This window comes from Pantoea sp. GbtcB22 (genome assembly GCF_019091025.1).
GTDB classification, from domain to species: Bacteria; Pseudomonadota; Gammaproteobacteria; order Enterobacterales; family Enterobacteriaceae; genus Pantoea; species Pantoea leporis.
Map to the genome: position 1 here is coordinate 43,711 of NZ_JAGXKB010000005.1, position 15,565 is coordinate 59,275.

Sequence of the window (15,565 nt, forward strand, 5' to 3'; positions counted from 1 at the left end):
TATGGCAGCGTTTCCCTCTCCCTGTGGGAGAGGGTCAGGGTGAGGGCATCAAGCCGCACCAATCTCAATCCGCCAGCAAATGCCCATACATGGTCATCAATCTGCGGGTGACGCCATTAGTCCAGCCGAAGCCGTCCTGCAGCGGATATTCGCCGCCGCCACCCGGACGGGCGCGATCGCCGCTGATGTCATACTTCTCCACCATCTTATGATGCAGAGAATAGAAATTATTCACCGTATTCAGCCAGTTAACGGCAATTTCTGTCGCCAGCGTCTCTTCACCGTAGTGATTCAAACCGACCACCGCCATCCACTGCAACGGCGCCCAGGCATTGGGTTTATCCCATTGTTCGCCGCTCTCCACCATCGAGGTTAACAAACCGCCTTGCGTCAGTAACAGATGGCGCAGCGCAACGGCCTGCAGGTGCGCCTGCTCGGGCGAGGCGAGGCCGAGGAACAGCGGCACCACCGCAGCAGCGGTGAAGGCGCCAAAGCGTTCGCGACGCCAGTCGTAATCGCGGTACACCCCGGCAGTGTTATCCCACAGATAGCGATGAATCGCCTGCTTACGCGCATCGGCTTTTTTCTGCCACGCCAGCGCCGTGAGCTCTTCACCTTTGGCATGTGACAGCGTCGAAATCATCAGCTCCAGCTTGTAGAGGAACGCGTTGAGATCGATCGGAATAAATTGCGTGGTGCGGATACTCGCCAGACGCTGCGGATCGCGCAGCCAGCGTGAAGAGTAATCCCAGCCCGATGCAGCACCGGCACGCAGATCGCGATAAACCTCGTTGGCCGGACGACCTGATTTCTTCGCGGTTTCAATATCTTCCAGCCACGACTCATCGCGCGGCGTGTCGCGATCGTCCCAGTAACGGTTGAGCAGCGAACCATCTGGCATGCGCACCACGTGGCGATAGGCCTGATGCGGCATCAGCTCACCCGCGCCGTCCATCCAGAACTGGTACTCTTTCATCAGCTGATCGAGATAGCGTTTCGCGCCGCGAATGCCATCTTCTTCAAACAGTTCCACCATCAGCGCAAACACCGGCGGCTGCGAACGGCTGAGGTAGTAAGTACGGTTGCCATTTGGCACGTGACCGTAGTTATCAATTAGCCAGGCGAAGTTATCCGCCATATGACGCAGCAGATCGTCGCGGCCGGCATCGGCGAGGCCGAGCATGCTGAAGTAGGAGTCCCAGTAATAGGTTTCTCCAAATCGGCCGCCGGGCACCACATAAGGTTTCGGCAACGGCAGCAGCGATGAGTGTGCCAAATGTTGCTGTGGCATTTTGGTTAACACCGGCCACAGATCGTCAATATGTTCGGTTAAGGTTTTATCTGGATTGGAAACATAAAAACTCTCATTCACCTGAGGTGAATAAAAATGTTCGTGCACGAATGCTTCCAGATCAAAATCCGCTGCGCGTTTACGGCGACGAAAACGGATTAAAATATCCAGCGGATCGAATTTTGGTGCGCAGTCCGGAAACGTTTTGCTGTCAGCAAATATGTGCGATGTCTGTACCTGCTCAAACAGTTCCATGTAGCGATCGGCAGGCGTCAGCGCATCCGGCGCGGGCAAACCTTCAATCAGCTCGGGTTCCGGCTCCGAATCCTGCATACCTTCGCGAACGAACTCGTGAGGATTATATTGATACTCCAGTTCAGCATCAGCGCGTCGATCCTCGAAAGCGTTATATTGCTGTTGGTTAGTATTAATAGCAGCCTCCTGGTAAATTCTTGAATGCGTAAAGAACAAATTATAGAGCTCTGAACGGGCGAAACAACAATGCGATTTATCTATGAACGTAATAAATCATGTCGATGGATCCGGTGTTTTTATGATTTTTCAGTGATTACAACGGACTATATTTCAGGAAATGAAAGCGGCTTTTAGGATGGATGTTTAAATAGCTGCACAGAAATATCTGTATTTAAGAAAATCGCTAAAATTTGCGCAAAAAAGCGTGGGATGGCTTGATCAATTTATGGCAAACGCAGCGGAGATTGAGCTGTATTTCCCTCACCCTAACCCTCTCCCGCAGGCGGGAGAGGGAACCGATAGAGCTAAAATGTGGCAGCGCCTCACTCTCCCACAGGGAGAGGGCCGGGGTGAGGGCATCAGGCCGCACCTTACTTCTGCAACGCCGCCTTTATCACGTCCGCATACGGCGTGGTGGGGCGGCCAATCAGTTTGCTTAGCGTATGGCTCTCGTCAAACAAACCGCCTTTTTCGGCGCCGGCATCTGAATCTGCCAGCATCTCTGACAAGCCCTCTGGCAAACCGGCACCTTTCAGCGCAGCGGCAAATTCGGCTTGTGGCAGATTGATGTAATCCACTTGCTCGCCAGACTGTTTAGCAATCTCGGCGCTGAACTGCGCCAGCGTGTAGCTGTCGTCGCCAGCCAGTTCATACACCTTGCCCGCCTGATCGTCACGGCTGATCACTTCGGCCGCTGCCGCCGCATAGTCAGCGCGCGCCGCGGAAGCGATGCGACCTTCGCCGACCGCACCAATAAAGGCATGATGCGCCAGCGCGGGCGCAATACTCGCCGCGTAGTTTTCGGTGTACCAGCCGTTACGCAGCAGCGCGAAAGGAATGCCCGAGGCTTTCAGCTGGGCTTCAGTCGCACGATGCTCAACGCCTAAACCCAACGGCGAGGTATCGGCATGCAGTAAGCTGGTGTAGGCGATAAAGCCAACGCCGGCGGCTTTAGCCGCATCGATCACCGCCTTGTGCTGCACTTCACGCTGGCCAACTTCACTGGAAGAGATCAGCAGCAGTTTATCGACACCGGCAAAGGCGCTTTGCAGCGTTTCCGGTTGGCTGTAATCCGCCGCTCGCAGCGTTACGCCCAGCGCCTGCAGATCGGCCGCTTTCTCGGGCGAACGCACCGCCGCAATGATTTCGCTAGCCGGCACTTTTTTCAATAACGCATTAATCACCAGACGGCCCAGTTGGCCTGTGGCACCTGTAATCGCAATCATGTTGTTCTCCTTTTGAACTGGTATGAAAACAGCCTAAGCGATAAACTAACTTTTAGTAAGTACTTACAGATTTGTTAGTTTGGAGAAGCTGAGTTAAATGTCTGAAAAGTTGAGTGAAAAGTTTACGCGCGGTGAGTTGCTTAACGTGAATTGCCCGTCACGCGACGTGTTGAAGCGCATTACCAGCCGCTGGAGCGTACTGATTTTGCTGGCGCTGCGCGAAGAAACCCTGCGTTTTAGCGAACTGCGCCGCAAGATTGGCGGCGTCAGCGAACGTATGCTGGCGCAGACGCTGCGCTATATGGAAGAGGATGGTTTTGTGGAACGCATTGCCTATGACGTGGTGCCACCGCACGTTGAGTATCGTTTGACGTCGTTAGGCCGCGAAGTGGAAGGGCAGGTGACCGGACTGGCGGATTGGCTGGAGAGCAATGTGCATCGGATTTTGAAGGCGCATTGAGAAGGGCCGCCATTTATGGCGACCGCCGCACCCTCAAGCGCGTAAATACTTCTCAAACCAACCCAGCGTGCGGCTCCATGCTAATTCGGCGGCGGTTTTGTCATAACGCGGCGTCGAATCATTGTGGAAGCCATGATTCACACCGGGATATACATAGCCTTCATGGATTTTGTGATTGGCTTTCAACGCCTCTTCATAGGCTGGCCAACCTTCGTTGATGCCTTTATCCAGCGCGGCGTAGTGCAGCAACAGCGGCGCTTTGATGCGCGGCACATCTTCCGCTTTAGGCTGACGGCCGTAGAACGGTACCGCGCAGGCCAAATCAGGGAACGCGACTGCCGCCGCATTGGCTACGCCGCCGCCGTAGCAGAAGCCGGTGATACCCACTTTGCCGGTGCCCTCTTCGTGGTGCATCAGGAAATCAATCGCGGCGAAGAAGTCATTCATCAACTTGGTGGGGTCGACTTTGGCCTGCATCACTTTGCCTTCATCATCATTCCCCGGATAACCGCCCAGCGAGCTCAAACCATCTGGTGCCAGCGCGATGTAACCGGCTTTCGCTACCCGTCGCGCCACGTCTTCGATGTAGGGATTGAGGCCACGATTCTCGTGCACCACTACCACCGCAGGCACTTTGCCGGATGCATTGGCCGGTCGCACCAGATAGCCGCGCACCTCGCCGTGACCTTGCGGTGACGGATAGTGAATGTATTCCGGTTTGATCGCCGGATCGGTAAATTCCACCTGCTGCGCCAGCGCATAATTGGGGCTCATGGCGCTGAGCAGCGTGGCGCCGGTCATGCCGGCGATGGTGAATTTCGCCGCCATCGCGATAAATTCGCGTTTGCTGATTTTGCCGTGCGCGTAGTAATCGTAAAGCTCGAGCAGTTCCTGAGGGAAATCCTGTGCAGTAAGACGGGCCATAACCTCTCCTTCGCTGTTTAACTGGTTGATTACTGCTCTAAAAAAGCACAGCTTGTCGCCGCTGGCAAATACCATGCCGCAGCAGGTTAACGTCACTGCGTTTACATCACCTGTTTAATAAACAGCAGAAATATATCTTTTGTTCTAAAAATATTAGCTTTTAATTAACAATTCTGATCATCCTGCGCTGTCCGGAAATATTTACATGCTCAACGTATTTACCGTAAATAACGCCATTTTTCTTCGCACTAAAAAATAAATAAATGAAGTGCTTACCTGATAAGCACAGCGGGAATAGGCGGAAAACAATAACAATATTGTCACAATGAATGAGGGTGATTAACCTTAACGTCGTGATTTTTAAAGTATTAGTTTCTGCTGAAAACAATGATCGAAATCAAAAAACACTGTTATAGTTTTACCGACTTCCCCTGTATCTTTTTGTTCGCACCACTTCCTTTTACATTGGCGCGACATTTCTTTAAGCACGGCGAAATAACCGCTGCGCTCTGCTTGTTAATTATAAGTAAAAATTCGGTGTAATTTGTGGCAATGAGGTAAGCAATGTTTGGATTAGACGCCTTTCATCTGGCCAGGATTCAGTTCGCTTTTACTGTTTCCTTCCATATTATCTTTCCAGCCATCACCATCGGTCTCGCCAGTTTCCTGGCGGTGCTTGAAGGGATGTGGCTGAAAACCCGTAACGAGACCTATCGCGATCTCTACCATTTCTGGTCAAAAGCGTTTGCCGTTAACTTCGGCATGGGCGTGGTATCCGGATTGGTGATGGCGTACCAGTTCGGTACTAACTGGAGCGGTTTCTCACAGTTTGCTGGCAGTATCACCGGCCCGCTGCTCACCTATGAAGTGTTAACCGCCTTTTTCCTTGAAGCGGGCTTCCTTGGCGTAATGCTGTTTGGCTGGAACCGCGTCGGTCCAGGCTTGCACTTCTTTGCAACCTGCATGGTCGCGCTCGGCACCATCTTCTCCACCTTCTGGATTCTGGCGTCAAACAGCTGGATGCATACGCCGCAGGGCTACATCATCCAGAACGGCATCGTGGTACCGGAAGATTGGCTGAAAATCATCTTCAACCCCTCGTTCCCTTATCGCTTGTTCCACATGTCGGTCGGTGCCTTCCTGGCCAGCGCCTTCTTTGTCGGCGCGTCGGGCGCATGGCATTTACTGCGCGGTAACGACAATCCAGCGATTCGTAAGATGTTCTCGATGGCGCTGTGGATGGCGCTGATCGTGGCACCGATTCAGGCGATGATCGGTGATGCGCACGGCCTGAACACCCTTGAGCATCAGCCTGCGAAAATCGCGGCAATTGAAGGACACTGGGAAAACAAGCCGGGTGAAGCCACACCGCTGATTCTGTTCGGTGTGCCGGATATGGAGCAGGAGCGCACCAAGTACGCGCTGGAAATCCCGTACCTCGGCAGCCTGATTCTGACGCACAGCCTGGAGAAGCAAATCCCTGCGCTGAAGAGCTTCCCGAAAGAGGACCGTCCAAACTCCACCATTATCTTCTGGTCATTCCGCGTGATGGTGGCGCTGGGCCTGCTGATGATTACGCTCGGCGTGGTGTCTTTGTGGCTGCGTTTCAAAGGCCGTTTGTATCACTCGCGTCCGTTCCTGTGGTTCACGCTGTTGATGGGTCCATCGGGTTTGATCGCCATTCTGGCCGGTTGGTTTACCACCGAGATTGGGCGTCAGCCGTGGGTGGTATATGGCGTGCAGCGCACCATTGATGCGGTCTCGGCGCATGGCGATATGCACATGAGCATCAGCCTGCTGGCGTTCATTCTGGTCTACTCGTCGGTGTTTGGTGTCGGTTATCTCTACATGATGCGTCTGATCAAAGAGGGTCCGGTGACCGGCGAAGGTAAAGAGGTTGATCACGGTGGTCCGGGTCAGCATCACACGCCAGCGCGTCCGTTGTCGGCGGCCAAAACCCATAGCGAAAAGAGTGGGGAGCACTAAGATGATCGACTTTTCAATTATCTGGTTTGCCATCATCGTGTTTGGCACCTTGATGTACATCGTGATGGATGGTTTCGATCTCGGCATTGGCCTGCTGTTACCGTTCAATAAAGATCCCATCGAACGCGACATGATGGTTAATACCGTTGCCCCGGTTTGGGATGGCAACGAAACCTGGCTGGTGCTGGGCGGCGCGGCACTGTATGGCGCGTTCCCGCTGGCCTACTCGGTGCTGCTGGATGCGCTGTCGATTCCTTTGACGGCGATGCTGATTGGCCTGATCTTCCGTGGCGTCGCGTTTGAGTTCCGCTTTAAAGCCACGCTAGAACACCGTGCGTTCTGGGATAAGTCATTCATTGCCGGTTCACTGCTGGCCACCTTCAGTCAGGGCGTGGCCGTGGGCGCTATCCTGAATGGTTTCCCGGTGGTGGGCCGTGAATATGCGGGTTCAGCGATGAGCTGGTTAGCGCCGTTCCCGCTGTTCTGCGGCGTCGGTCTGGTCATCGCCTATGCACTGCTGGGTTGTACCTGGCTGATCATGAAAACCGAACACGATCTGCACCGTAAGATGTCTGCGCTGGCGACGCCGCTGACGCTGACGTTGCTGCTGGTGGTGGGCATTATCAGTATCTGGACGCCGCTGACGCACGCGGATATCGCGCAGCGCTGGTTCTCGCGTCCGAACCTGTTCTGGTTCCTGCCGGTTCCGGTACTGGTGGTGCTGTGTTCGTGGGGGATTGTGCGCGCCATCAAACGTGAAGCGCATTACTCGCCGTTCATCCTGACATTGGCGCTGATTTTCCTTGGCTTCTCGGGCCTCGGTATCAGCATCTGGCCGAACATCATTCCACCGTCAATCACCATCTGGCAGGCGGCGTCTCCGGCGAGCAGCCAGGCGTTTATGCTGGTGGGCGGCCTGCTGATTATTCCGGTAATTCTGGGTTACACCTTCTGGAGTTACTACGTGTTCCGCGGAAAAATCAAAGCCGACGAAGGATACCATTGATATGAAAACCGAGGTCAGCAACATGAAAACTCACTCTGAAACGAAGATTCCGTGGTGGAAGCAGGTGATGTGGCTGGTAGTCATTTACGGCGCAAGCGTGCTGGCACTCGGTGTGGTGGCATCACTGTTTCGTATGATGATGACGGCAGCGGGCATGCGTTCGCACTGAGCCCGCGCACCGCTTCAAGCAGTTGATATCACCGCAAGGTCGTCATTCGTGACGACCTTTTTTCTTTTCATGCGCGATAAAAACGTTAGTAACCTAAGCAATTAATGCTTTTCCCGCTGCGCTACCTTTACTCTTCCTTACGTTGGTAATACGTTTTTGTTATATTTATGTGACGAATAACGCAAATTCATGACGTTAACCACCTCATTCGACCATCAAAATCATGCTCAGCCTGAATGTAAAAAAACAGTACATCAACGATCTGGTGGACTGGATAGAAGCGAACCTGACCGACGAGCTCAACATCGATCTGATTACCCTGAAATCCGGTTACTCCAAATGGCACATGCAGCGCATGTTCAAAGAGATGACCGGACAAACGCTGGCGTCCTACACGCGCAAACGTCGTCTGACCATGGCGGCGATGGCGCTGCGTCTGACCAGCATGCCGCTGATCGATATTGCGGTGCGCTTTGGTTTTGATAATCAGCAGAATTTTACCCGTGTGTTTAAAAGCCACTTCTCGATGACGCCGGGTGCTTATCGTCGCATTCCGGAAATGCTGATGAAGGATTTTCACAGCCGCATCTCCACGCAGCGTGAGTGGGTCAATGCGCGTCTGGCGCAGAAGCCGGAGATTCAGCTGTGTGGCGAAGTGATTGAGTGGGAATGCCGCTTCGGGGAATACATCGATCATCAAAATCATGTGGTGGCGCAGCATACGCGCGATTTCATCGCTTTTGCCGGTCAGCATGTGAACCGCGGCTGGCTGGGCTTTCAGTTCAGTCCGGGCGTGCATTCTGCTGACCAGCAACACATCAGCCTATTCCAGGCGCTGGAGAGTCAATACGCCGATGTGCTGCCGCGTAACGTGCAGAACTGGACCGGCGAGAGGGGTTTGTATGCGGAGATTGACTGGCACGGCGCGCCGGAAGAGATCAACGCATTCACCGCGGAGATTTACTACAACCATTTGCCAGCGCTGGGCGTAGCACGCCGTGCGGGCAAAGATTTGCTTAAGCTGGATCTGAAATACAGCACGCCCGATCTGCTGCAAGGCACCTTCTATATTCCGGTGACGGATAAGTAATGCATAATTCGTGCGGTAAACCGTGACAAACCGCACGATTTTATAAACTCACTGGCATAATGAGCGTAAAATTCTTCATCGAAACCTGATTGGCCGCGTAAATCACCAGCCGCCACACATCAGGCTGGATAATCACCTGCATTTCTGGTCCATTCCGGGCCGCTATAGTGAACAGACAAAAAAATTATGCGACTTCTACCGTTGTTCCTCATGACAGCGCTTGTAGCGTTTTCTTCGCTGGCAAGTGCACAAATGGCTGAGCCTTTTTCACCGCCGGGCGGACTGCATCCGCACCAACCGCATTGTGCGCAGCATGAAATTCTGGGCGACAATGTGCTGCCGAAACATAGCCAGGATGATGGCAGTTTCGTGACCTGTGGCAATCACCAGGCGTAATCCGGTTTTAAAATCCGTGACCGCTGCAATCTAAGCGCGGTCTCGGCAGTCAAACGCATCTATGTATTGCGTAATAAATTGCGGCGCTCCACTTCCTGCTTGTCATTTGCACCTTATCCCTCACTGCTCTTCATCGTAGCGGCGCGATTTATCGCGCTGTTTTAACATGCCAATTTACCAATAGCATTTTTCGGCATTGCGTCGAAGATATATCATAACTATTCTCTCCCCATCAGATGAGAATGACTTTCACTATCTTTAAGGGAGACACTACTTGCAAACTCACCCTTCCAAACGCGCGCCACGTCGTGTGCGCAATGAACTGCGTTTCCGCCACATCAGCGTGGTCAGCAAGACGCTGATTGCCGGTGAATTCTGGCGCATTGTTTTCAACGGCAGCGATCTGGCCGGCTTCAACTCGCCATCGTTTGACGATCACATCAAAGTGTTCTTCCCGGAACATGCCGGTGCAGAGTTGGCGCTGCCGCAGATCACCGATGAAGGCATCGTTTGGCCGAATGGCGTGCGTCCTGCCGCGCGTGATTACACGCCGCTGGAATTTAACGGCGTCGATTCTCTGACCATCGATTTCTACATCCACGATGGCGGCGTTGCCAGCAGCTGGGCAAACCAAGCCAAAGTGGGCGATCGAATCGCGATGGGCGGTCCGCGCGGTTCGTTGGTGATCCCGGCGGATTACGCCTGCCAGATTTACGTCTGTGATGAGACCGGTCTGCCCGCCTTTAAACGTCGTTACAGCGAAATCCAGGCGCAGGAAATTCACCTGCTGGCCTATGCCGATGAAGCCACCGGCCGCGATTATCTCGGTGATCTGCCAAATGTACAGGTGAGTTGGTTGGGCAGCGGCACCATGCAGGCCGATAACCTGGCACCGATTAAGGCGCAGCTGGATAGGATTGCGCTGCCTGCCACTGAATACTTCATCTGGCTGACGGGCGAGGGCGAAGCGGTGAAACTGCTGAGCGATTACTTCACCCAAGGACGCGGTGCACATACCGATTTCGTGCGCGCCGTAGCTTATTGGCATCAGAAATAACGCCAACGTCGCGCGCGCTGCCGCCTGTGTTGAATTTTGCCAGGTGGCAGACTACTATCAACCTCCCTTAATTAGCGCTCAGGAAGGCAATGAAACAGCAGCGGGATTTTCCATGGCAGTCCGATCACGCACAGCGCACCGTCTGTACAGGCGCACGTAAGAAGCGTCGGGAGCGGATGCTGGATGCTAGCGATATCCGCCTGTTAATGCTGCACTTTCTCGCCATCAGCTCTGCGCATGGGTATGAGTTGATCAAATCGGTTGAAGAGCTCTCCAAAGGGGAATACTCACCCAGCCCCGGCATTATCTATCCCAACCTTACGTTGCTCGAAGAGATGGATGCGATTCGCGTGGTCGATGCCCAAGCATCTCGTAAAGCCTATGCGCTGAATGAAGGCGGCGAGGCGCTGCTGGCGGAGAATCGTGACAATGTGAATGCGATTATCGAGCGCTTAACCTCGCTGGCGATTCTGGTGAATAACCGCAGCATTCCGCAGGTTGAACAGGCGATTCATCTGATCAAACACACCTTGAATCATCGTCTGGCGCAGGAAGAGATTTCGGATGAGGCGCTGGAGATCGTGATCAGCGCGCTGCAGGAAGCGGCGGAAAAAATCGCTAAAAGTTAGCAGGTCGCCATGAATGACGACCTTAGGTGCGTGTACATCCGTTTATTCCGATAACGCACGAACCCCAAATCAACTCTTCTTCTTATCCACATGCCCCAACGCGCGATCCGGCCAGCAGACGTCGCGCACGCGCTGCTTCAGCGCTGCCGCATCCGGGAATCCGCCTTCCTGCTTACGCTCCCAAATCACCTGACCATCAATGGTAATCTCAAACACGCCGCCGGTTCCCGGCTGTAGCGTTACCGCGCTTAAATCCTCGGCAAAGGTATGCAGCAACTCCTGCGCCATCCAGGCGGAACGCAGCAGCCAGTTACATTGTGTGCAGTAATGAATGGTAATCGCTGGTTTCTGTGACATAACGTGTCTCATTTAGATAATGAAGTTAACAAAATGTGCGGTCCAAGATACATCTTAGCTTACTGCTAGTTGATAATGATTACCACTTGCATTACATTCCTTTCGACATCATTTATTACAAAAAATAAGTCCATAATTTTTACGGTCTTTTAACCAAGGTCCGTACTTTCCGGCAGCAAGCAAGTGAGCGAATACTAACAATTAACCAGGTATTTCGCGCATGTCTTCACTCTTTCAGGGAACAGCCCAGCAACGTCTTTTCAAAGTTGCCATCTTATCTTCAGCTATTCATGCCGCTTGCAGCTTTGCCGCCAGCGATAGCACCAGCAATGAACCGGTTCTCACCGTCACCGCGCCAAAACAGCAGGCCGGCAATAAAACCACCATCACAGCACAAGAGCTGCAAAAACGCGGTGCGAACGATTTCGGTTCGATCATGCGTTATGAGCCGCTGATCAGCGCCACCGGATCCAGCGGCGGATCCTCTGCCGGCAAAAGCGGTTTTGACCGCGCGGGTTACACCGGTTACAACATTCGTGGTCTGGAGAGTAACCGCGTCGGCATGGATATCGACGGCATTCCGATTCCCGATGCCACCGGCCGCCCTTACGTCAGCCGCACCGGCAACAACACCTTTGGAATTGGCCGCGATTACATCGATCCCTACCTGTTCGGCAGCGTTGATATTGAGAAGGGCGCCACGGCGGTGGATCAGCCGAATACCTCGATTGGCGGTAACGTCTCGTTCCACAATAAAACCGCTGACGATTACCTTAGCAGCGACAAAAATACTTATTTCGGTTACCAGAGCGATTACGACTCATCGAATCGCAGCTGGCACAACGGCATCACCGCCGCTGCTGGCGATGACGAGCTGCGCGGCCTGTTTGTTTACAGCCGTCGCGACGGCCAGGAAACCCGCAACAACAGCGACGTGAAACAGGCTTATCCGGCCAACTGGCACTCTGACGCCTTTATGACGTCCGGGATCTGGCAGCCGAACGATCAGCACAAGCTGAGCGCCACCTTTGATTACTACCACAAAACCAACCACAGCCATTACGATACCTGGGATACCAGCGGCAACACCGTTTGGGGCACCGCGCAGCAGCAGAGCGATACGCGCCGCTGGGGCATCAATCTGGCGGATGAGTGGACGCCGTACAACGACTTTATCGATACGCTGACCATGCGCCTTTACTGGCAGCAAACTCAGGCGCACGACAATACCTATCTGCCGACCAGCGCCAGCCAGTACGGCTTTGTCTATTCCGATTTCAACGTCGATAGCTATGGCTTCGACACGCGCGGCACCAAAACGCTGGGCCGCCACGAGCTGAGTGCCGGTGTCAATGCGCGCCTGGACAACAGCGAGCGTCCGTTCCGCCAGGAACCAGCGCCGAGCGCCTTTAGCGCCATCACCCAACCGCAGTCTGACAGCCGCACTTTCGCGGTGGCAGGATACCTGCAAGATAAGATCAATTTCGATCTTGATAGCCACAACTTCGCGGTCATTCCCGGCGTGCGCGTAATGTATCAAAGCACTAAGCCGAAAAATCTCGGTGATCTCACCACCGGCAGCACGGTGCTGACCGAAGAGCAGGTTGATGCGCTGTATGGCAAAACTAACTCCGATACGCAGGTGCTGCCATCGCTGACCTTCCAGTACGATTTAACGCCAGCGCTGACCACCTATCTGCAATACAAACGCGGCGTGCAGTTCCCCACCACCAGCCAGCTGTATGGCTCATGGAACCTGGGTTCCAGCTATGCGGGTAGCGCGCAATATGCGCTGATTGGTAACACCGATCTGAAAACCGAAACCAGCAACAACTTCGAGTGGGGCCTGAAAGGCCAGGCGACAGAAGGTGTAACGGTCAACACCTCGGTGTTCTATAACCAGTACAAAAACTTCATCGCCTACACCCGCTACCGCCGCGCCACCAATCCGGAGATGTTCGTCAACGTCCCGAGCAACATCTACACCAGCTATCAGGCTGAAAACCGCGATAAGGCCTACATTTATGGTGCTGAGATATCCACCAAAGTGAATTACGGCACCTGGTTCCCGCAGGTCAATGGCCTGAGCAGCACCTTTGCGCTGGGCTATAACGAAGGTAAATCCAAGTCCAGCTACGCCGGTGACAAGTACATCGATCTCGATAGCGTCGCGCCATTGAAAGCGATTGTTGGCCTGGCGTGGGATGACAAAGCGCGCGGCTACGGCGCAGCGCTGACCGCCACCTTCGTGAAAGGCAAGCAGGCCACGGCGACCAACCGCGAAAGCTACACCAACACCGGCACGGCGATCACTGATTCCACCACGGAATATATGCGCGTGCCGGGTTACGGCATGGTGGATGCAACGGCTTACTGGCAGGCGACGAAAAACGTCAAGCTGAGCGGCGGTATCTACAACATTACCGATCGCAAATACTGGGATTACACCAGCAGCCGCACGCTGACCAGCAGCAACGCCCAGGAACGCAACGACATCAACCTGGCGGTGATGCCAGGCCGCACCTTCCAGTTGGGTGTGAACGTCGATTTCTAATCCCTTTTCGCCCTGCGGCAGCGCAGGGCATTTTCATGGAGCAAGGCAATGAACTCACGTTACGATCACTATCTGGCGCTGAAAGGCGAGCATCCGAAAAAGTACGCGCGCGATCTCGCCGCTCTGATGGGCATTGGCGAAGCGCAGCTGTGTGAAGCGCGTGTCGGCCAGGATGCAAAGGCGTTAAAAGCTGATTTCCCTGCGCTGCTGGCAGCACTGGCGGCGGTGGGTGAAACCAAAAGCATCACCCGCAATGAATATGCGGTTCACGAGCAGGTGGGCAAATATGAAAACCTGCACCTCGGCGAACACGCCGGACTAATTCTCAACCCGCGCGCGCTCGATCAGCGTCTGTTCCCGCATCAGTGGCACAGCGCGTTCTTCCTGCGTGAGCAGAGCGCCCACGGTGAACGTCAAAGCATCCAGATTTTTGATCGCCACGCTGATGCGGTGCTGAAAATCTACACCACTGAAAATACCGATCGCGCCGCGTGGGATGCGCTGATTTCGGCGTTTGTGCTGGAGAACGCGGCGGCGTTAGATCCGCAGCCCGCCAGCGCGCCGCAATACAGAGGTACGGTTGATGCCAGCAAAGTGGAAGCCGAATGGCGCGCCATCACCGATGTGCATCAGTTCTTTGGTCTGCTGAAGCGCCACAACATCTCGCGCCCGCAGGCGTTTCGCGCGGTGGCGGACGATCTGGCGCGTCAGGTGAGTAATGACTCGCTGGCGCAGCTGCTGGATCTGGCGCAGCAGGATGGCAATGAAATCATGATTTTTATCGGCAACCGTGGCTGCACGCAGATCTTCACCGGCGCGGTGCAGAAGCTGATGCCGATGGATAACTGGATCAACATTTTCAATCCCACCTTCACGTTGCATTTAATGGCGGATCACATCAGCGAAAGCTGGGTAACGCGCAAACCGAGCGGCGACGGCTTCGTCACAAGCCTGGAACTTTTTGCCGCCGACGGCACGCAGATCGCGCAGTTGTACGGTCAGCGCAGCGAAGGCACGCCGGAGCAGGCGCGCTGGCGCGAGCAGGTGATGTCGCTGGAGGCGTCAGCATGAGAAAACTTCTGTTGCTGCTAACTGCGCTGGCGCTGCCCGCTGTTGCGGCCGAGCGGGTGATCTCGATTGGCGGTGACGTCACGCAAATCATCTATGCATTGGATGCGCAGCAGGATCTGGTAGCGCGTGACAGCACCAGCCAGCATCCAGCGCAGGCCAACAAGTTGCCGGATGTCGGTTATATGCGTCAGCTGAATGCCGAAGGGATTCTGGCGCTGAAACCGACGCTGGTGCTGAGCAGCGAGCTGGCAAAACCGTCGCTGGTGCTGCAGCAAGTGGCACAAGCTGGCGTAAAAGTGGTGGATGTCACCGGCAAAAACAGCCTCGACGCCATCGCGGAAAAAATCGCTACCATCGGCAAGGCGCTGCATCGTGAAGAGGAAGCCAACGCGCTGATCGAGAAGGTCAACAAGCAGCGCGCGCAGATCCCACAAAAACCGTTGCCGATCAAAGTGCTGTTTATCATGGCGCACGGCGGCATGCGCACACAGGCAGCGGGGGCACAAACCGGCGCGGACGGCGCGATTCGCAGCGCGGGTCTGATCAACGCGATGGCGGCGGTGCCGCACTATCAGCAGCTGTCGCAGGAAGGCGTGGTTGCGGCGGCACCGGATTTGATCGTGGTGGGTGAAGATGGCCTGCGTACGCTGGGCGGCGAAGAGAAAGTGTGGTCGCTGCCCGGTTTGGCACTGACGCCAGCCGGTCAGCATCGCGCGTTGCTGGTGGTGGATGAGATGGCGCTGCTGAGCTTTGGCCTTGATACGCCGGGCGCGATCATCAAACTGCGCCACGCAGCCGAAGCGGCTTCCCCGTCATACTTCAAGCCGCAGGCGCGTTAGCTGCGTGTTCTCACCCCAGTCACTTACTTGTGTAAG

General features: G+C 54.6%; 16 protein-coding genes. 11 read left to right on the forward strand and 5 right to left on the reverse strand.

What is annotated here, in order from left to right; genetic code table 11:
* Positions 1–64 precede the first annotated feature (64 nt).
* On the reverse strand, positions 65–1,723 hold the full coding sequence (treF, locus tag KVT28_RS16590; RefSeq protein ID WP_217549484.1) for an alpha,alpha-trehalase TreF: 1,659 nt from the start codon (positions 1,721–1,723) through the stop codon (positions 65–67).
* A 413-nt stretch (positions 1,724–2,136) separates the two neighbouring features.
* Positions 2,137–2,991 (reverse strand): SDR family oxidoreductase, encoded by an 855-nt coding sequence (locus tag KVT28_RS16595; RefSeq protein WP_217549363.1) that lies wholly within the window; start codon positions 2,989–2,991, stop codon positions 2,137–2,139.
* A gap of 97 nt (positions 2,992–3,088) precedes the next feature.
* Here KVT28_RS16595 and KVT28_RS16600 point away from each other — a divergent pair, with 97 nt between their 5' ends.
* Positions 3,089–3,451, forward strand: coding sequence for a helix-turn-helix domain-containing protein (locus KVT28_RS16600; protein ID WP_101761882.1), 363 nt, complete (start codon positions 3,089–3,091; stop codon positions 3,449–3,451).
* Positions 3,452–3,484: 33 nt separating this feature from the next.
* On the opposite strand, the gene yghX is transcribed toward KVT28_RS16600, so the two are convergent.
* The gene (gene yghX, locus KVT28_RS16605) at positions 3,485–4,375 is read right to left on the reverse strand and encodes a YghX family hydrolase (protein ID WP_101761883.1); all 891 of its coding nucleotides are present in this window, start codon (positions 4,373–4,375) and stop codon (positions 3,485–3,487) included.
* A 564-nt stretch (positions 4,376–4,939) separates the two neighbouring features.
* Between yghX and KVT28_RS16610 the strand changes: the two genes are divergently transcribed.
* The 4 genes from KVT28_RS16610 to KVT28_RS16625 all read left to right on the forward strand — a co-directional run bounded on the left by KVT28_RS16610 (position 4,940) and on the right by KVT28_RS16625 (position 8,626).
* Positions 4,940–6,361, forward strand: coding sequence for a cytochrome ubiquinol oxidase subunit I (locus KVT28_RS16610; RefSeq protein ID WP_101761884.1), 1,422 nt, complete (start codon positions 4,940–4,942; stop codon positions 6,359–6,361).
* Position 6,362: 1 nt separating this feature from the next.
* Complete coding sequence (cydB, locus tag KVT28_RS16615; protein WP_064738586.1) at positions 6,363–7,367, forward strand: cytochrome d ubiquinol oxidase subunit II; 1,005 nt, start codon at positions 6,363–6,365, stop codon at positions 7,365–7,367.
* A 1-nt stretch (position 7,368) separates the two neighbouring features.
* On the forward strand, positions 7,369–7,536 hold the full coding sequence (locus KVT28_RS16620; RefSeq protein WP_101761885.1) for a DUF2474 domain-containing protein: 168 nt from the start codon (positions 7,369–7,371) through the stop codon (positions 7,534–7,536).
* A 223-nt stretch (positions 7,537–7,759) separates the two neighbouring features.
* On the forward strand, positions 7,760–8,626 hold the full coding sequence (locus tag KVT28_RS16625) for a helix-turn-helix domain-containing protein (RefSeq protein WP_101761886.1): 867 nt from the start codon (positions 7,760–7,762) through the stop codon (positions 8,624–8,626).
* A 195-nt stretch (positions 8,627–8,821) separates the two neighbouring features.
* Here the strand turns inward: KVT28_RS16625 and KVT28_RS28225 are convergent, their stop codons facing one another.
* Positions 8,822–8,878 carry an SEC-C metal-binding domain-containing protein gene (locus KVT28_RS28225; RefSeq protein ID WP_137386906.1) on the reverse strand — a complete coding sequence of 19 codons (57 nt, stop codon included), beginning with the start codon at positions 8,876–8,878 and terminating at the stop codon, positions 8,822–8,824.
* Here KVT28_RS28225 and KVT28_RS16635 point away from each other — a divergent pair, their 5' ends adjacent.
* The 3 genes from KVT28_RS16635 (at position 8,879) to KVT28_RS16645 (ending at position 10,708) form a co-directional block, all read left to right on the forward strand.
* Positions 8,879–9,022 (forward strand): hypothetical protein, encoded by a 144-nt coding sequence (locus KVT28_RS16635; RefSeq protein ID WP_162129952.1) that lies wholly within the window; start codon positions 8,879–8,881, stop codon positions 9,020–9,022.
* Between the two features lie 274 nt (positions 9,023–9,296).
* Positions 9,297–10,079 carry a siderophore-interacting protein gene (locus KVT28_RS16640; RefSeq protein WP_217549365.1) on the forward strand — a complete coding sequence of 261 codons (783 nt, stop codon included), beginning with the start codon at positions 9,297–9,299 and terminating at the stop codon, positions 10,077–10,079.
* 89 nt (positions 10,080–10,168) lie between these two features.
* The gene (locus tag KVT28_RS16645; protein WP_217549367.1) at positions 10,169–10,708 is read left to right on the forward strand and encodes a PadR family transcriptional regulator; all 540 of its coding nucleotides are present in this window, start codon (positions 10,169–10,171) and stop codon (positions 10,706–10,708) included.
* Between the two features lie 69 nt (positions 10,709–10,777).
* On the opposite strand, the gene KVT28_RS16650 is transcribed toward KVT28_RS16645, so the two are convergent.
* Positions 10,778–11,065: a SelT/SelW/SelH family protein gene (locus KVT28_RS16650; protein ID WP_192412075.1), complete on the reverse strand. Its 288-nt coding sequence runs from the start codon at positions 11,063–11,065 to the stop codon at positions 10,778–10,780.
* 220 nt (positions 11,066–11,285) lie between these two features.
* Between KVT28_RS16650 and KVT28_RS16655 the strand changes: the two genes are divergently transcribed.
* Genes KVT28_RS16655 through KVT28_RS16665 form a run of 3 tightly spaced genes read left to right on the forward strand, consistent with a single transcriptional unit; the run spans position 11,286 to position 15,529 of the window.
* Positions 11,286–13,619, forward strand: a complete 2,334-nt coding sequence (locus tag KVT28_RS16655; RefSeq protein ID WP_217549369.1) for a TonB-dependent receptor — start codon at positions 11,286–11,288, stop codon at positions 13,617–13,619.
* A 48-nt stretch (positions 13,620–13,667) separates the two neighbouring features.
* On the forward strand, positions 13,668–14,690 hold the full coding sequence (locus KVT28_RS16660; protein WP_101761892.1) for a hemin-degrading factor: 1,023 nt from the start codon (positions 13,668–13,670) through the stop codon (positions 14,688–14,690).
* Positions 14,687–15,529, forward strand: coding sequence for a hemin ABC transporter substrate-binding protein (locus KVT28_RS16665; protein WP_101761893.1), 843 nt, complete (start codon positions 14,687–14,689; stop codon positions 15,527–15,529). The genes KVT28_RS16660 and KVT28_RS16665 overlap by 4 nt, the downstream gene beginning before the upstream one ends.
* Positions 15,530–15,565 lie beyond the last annotated feature (36 nt).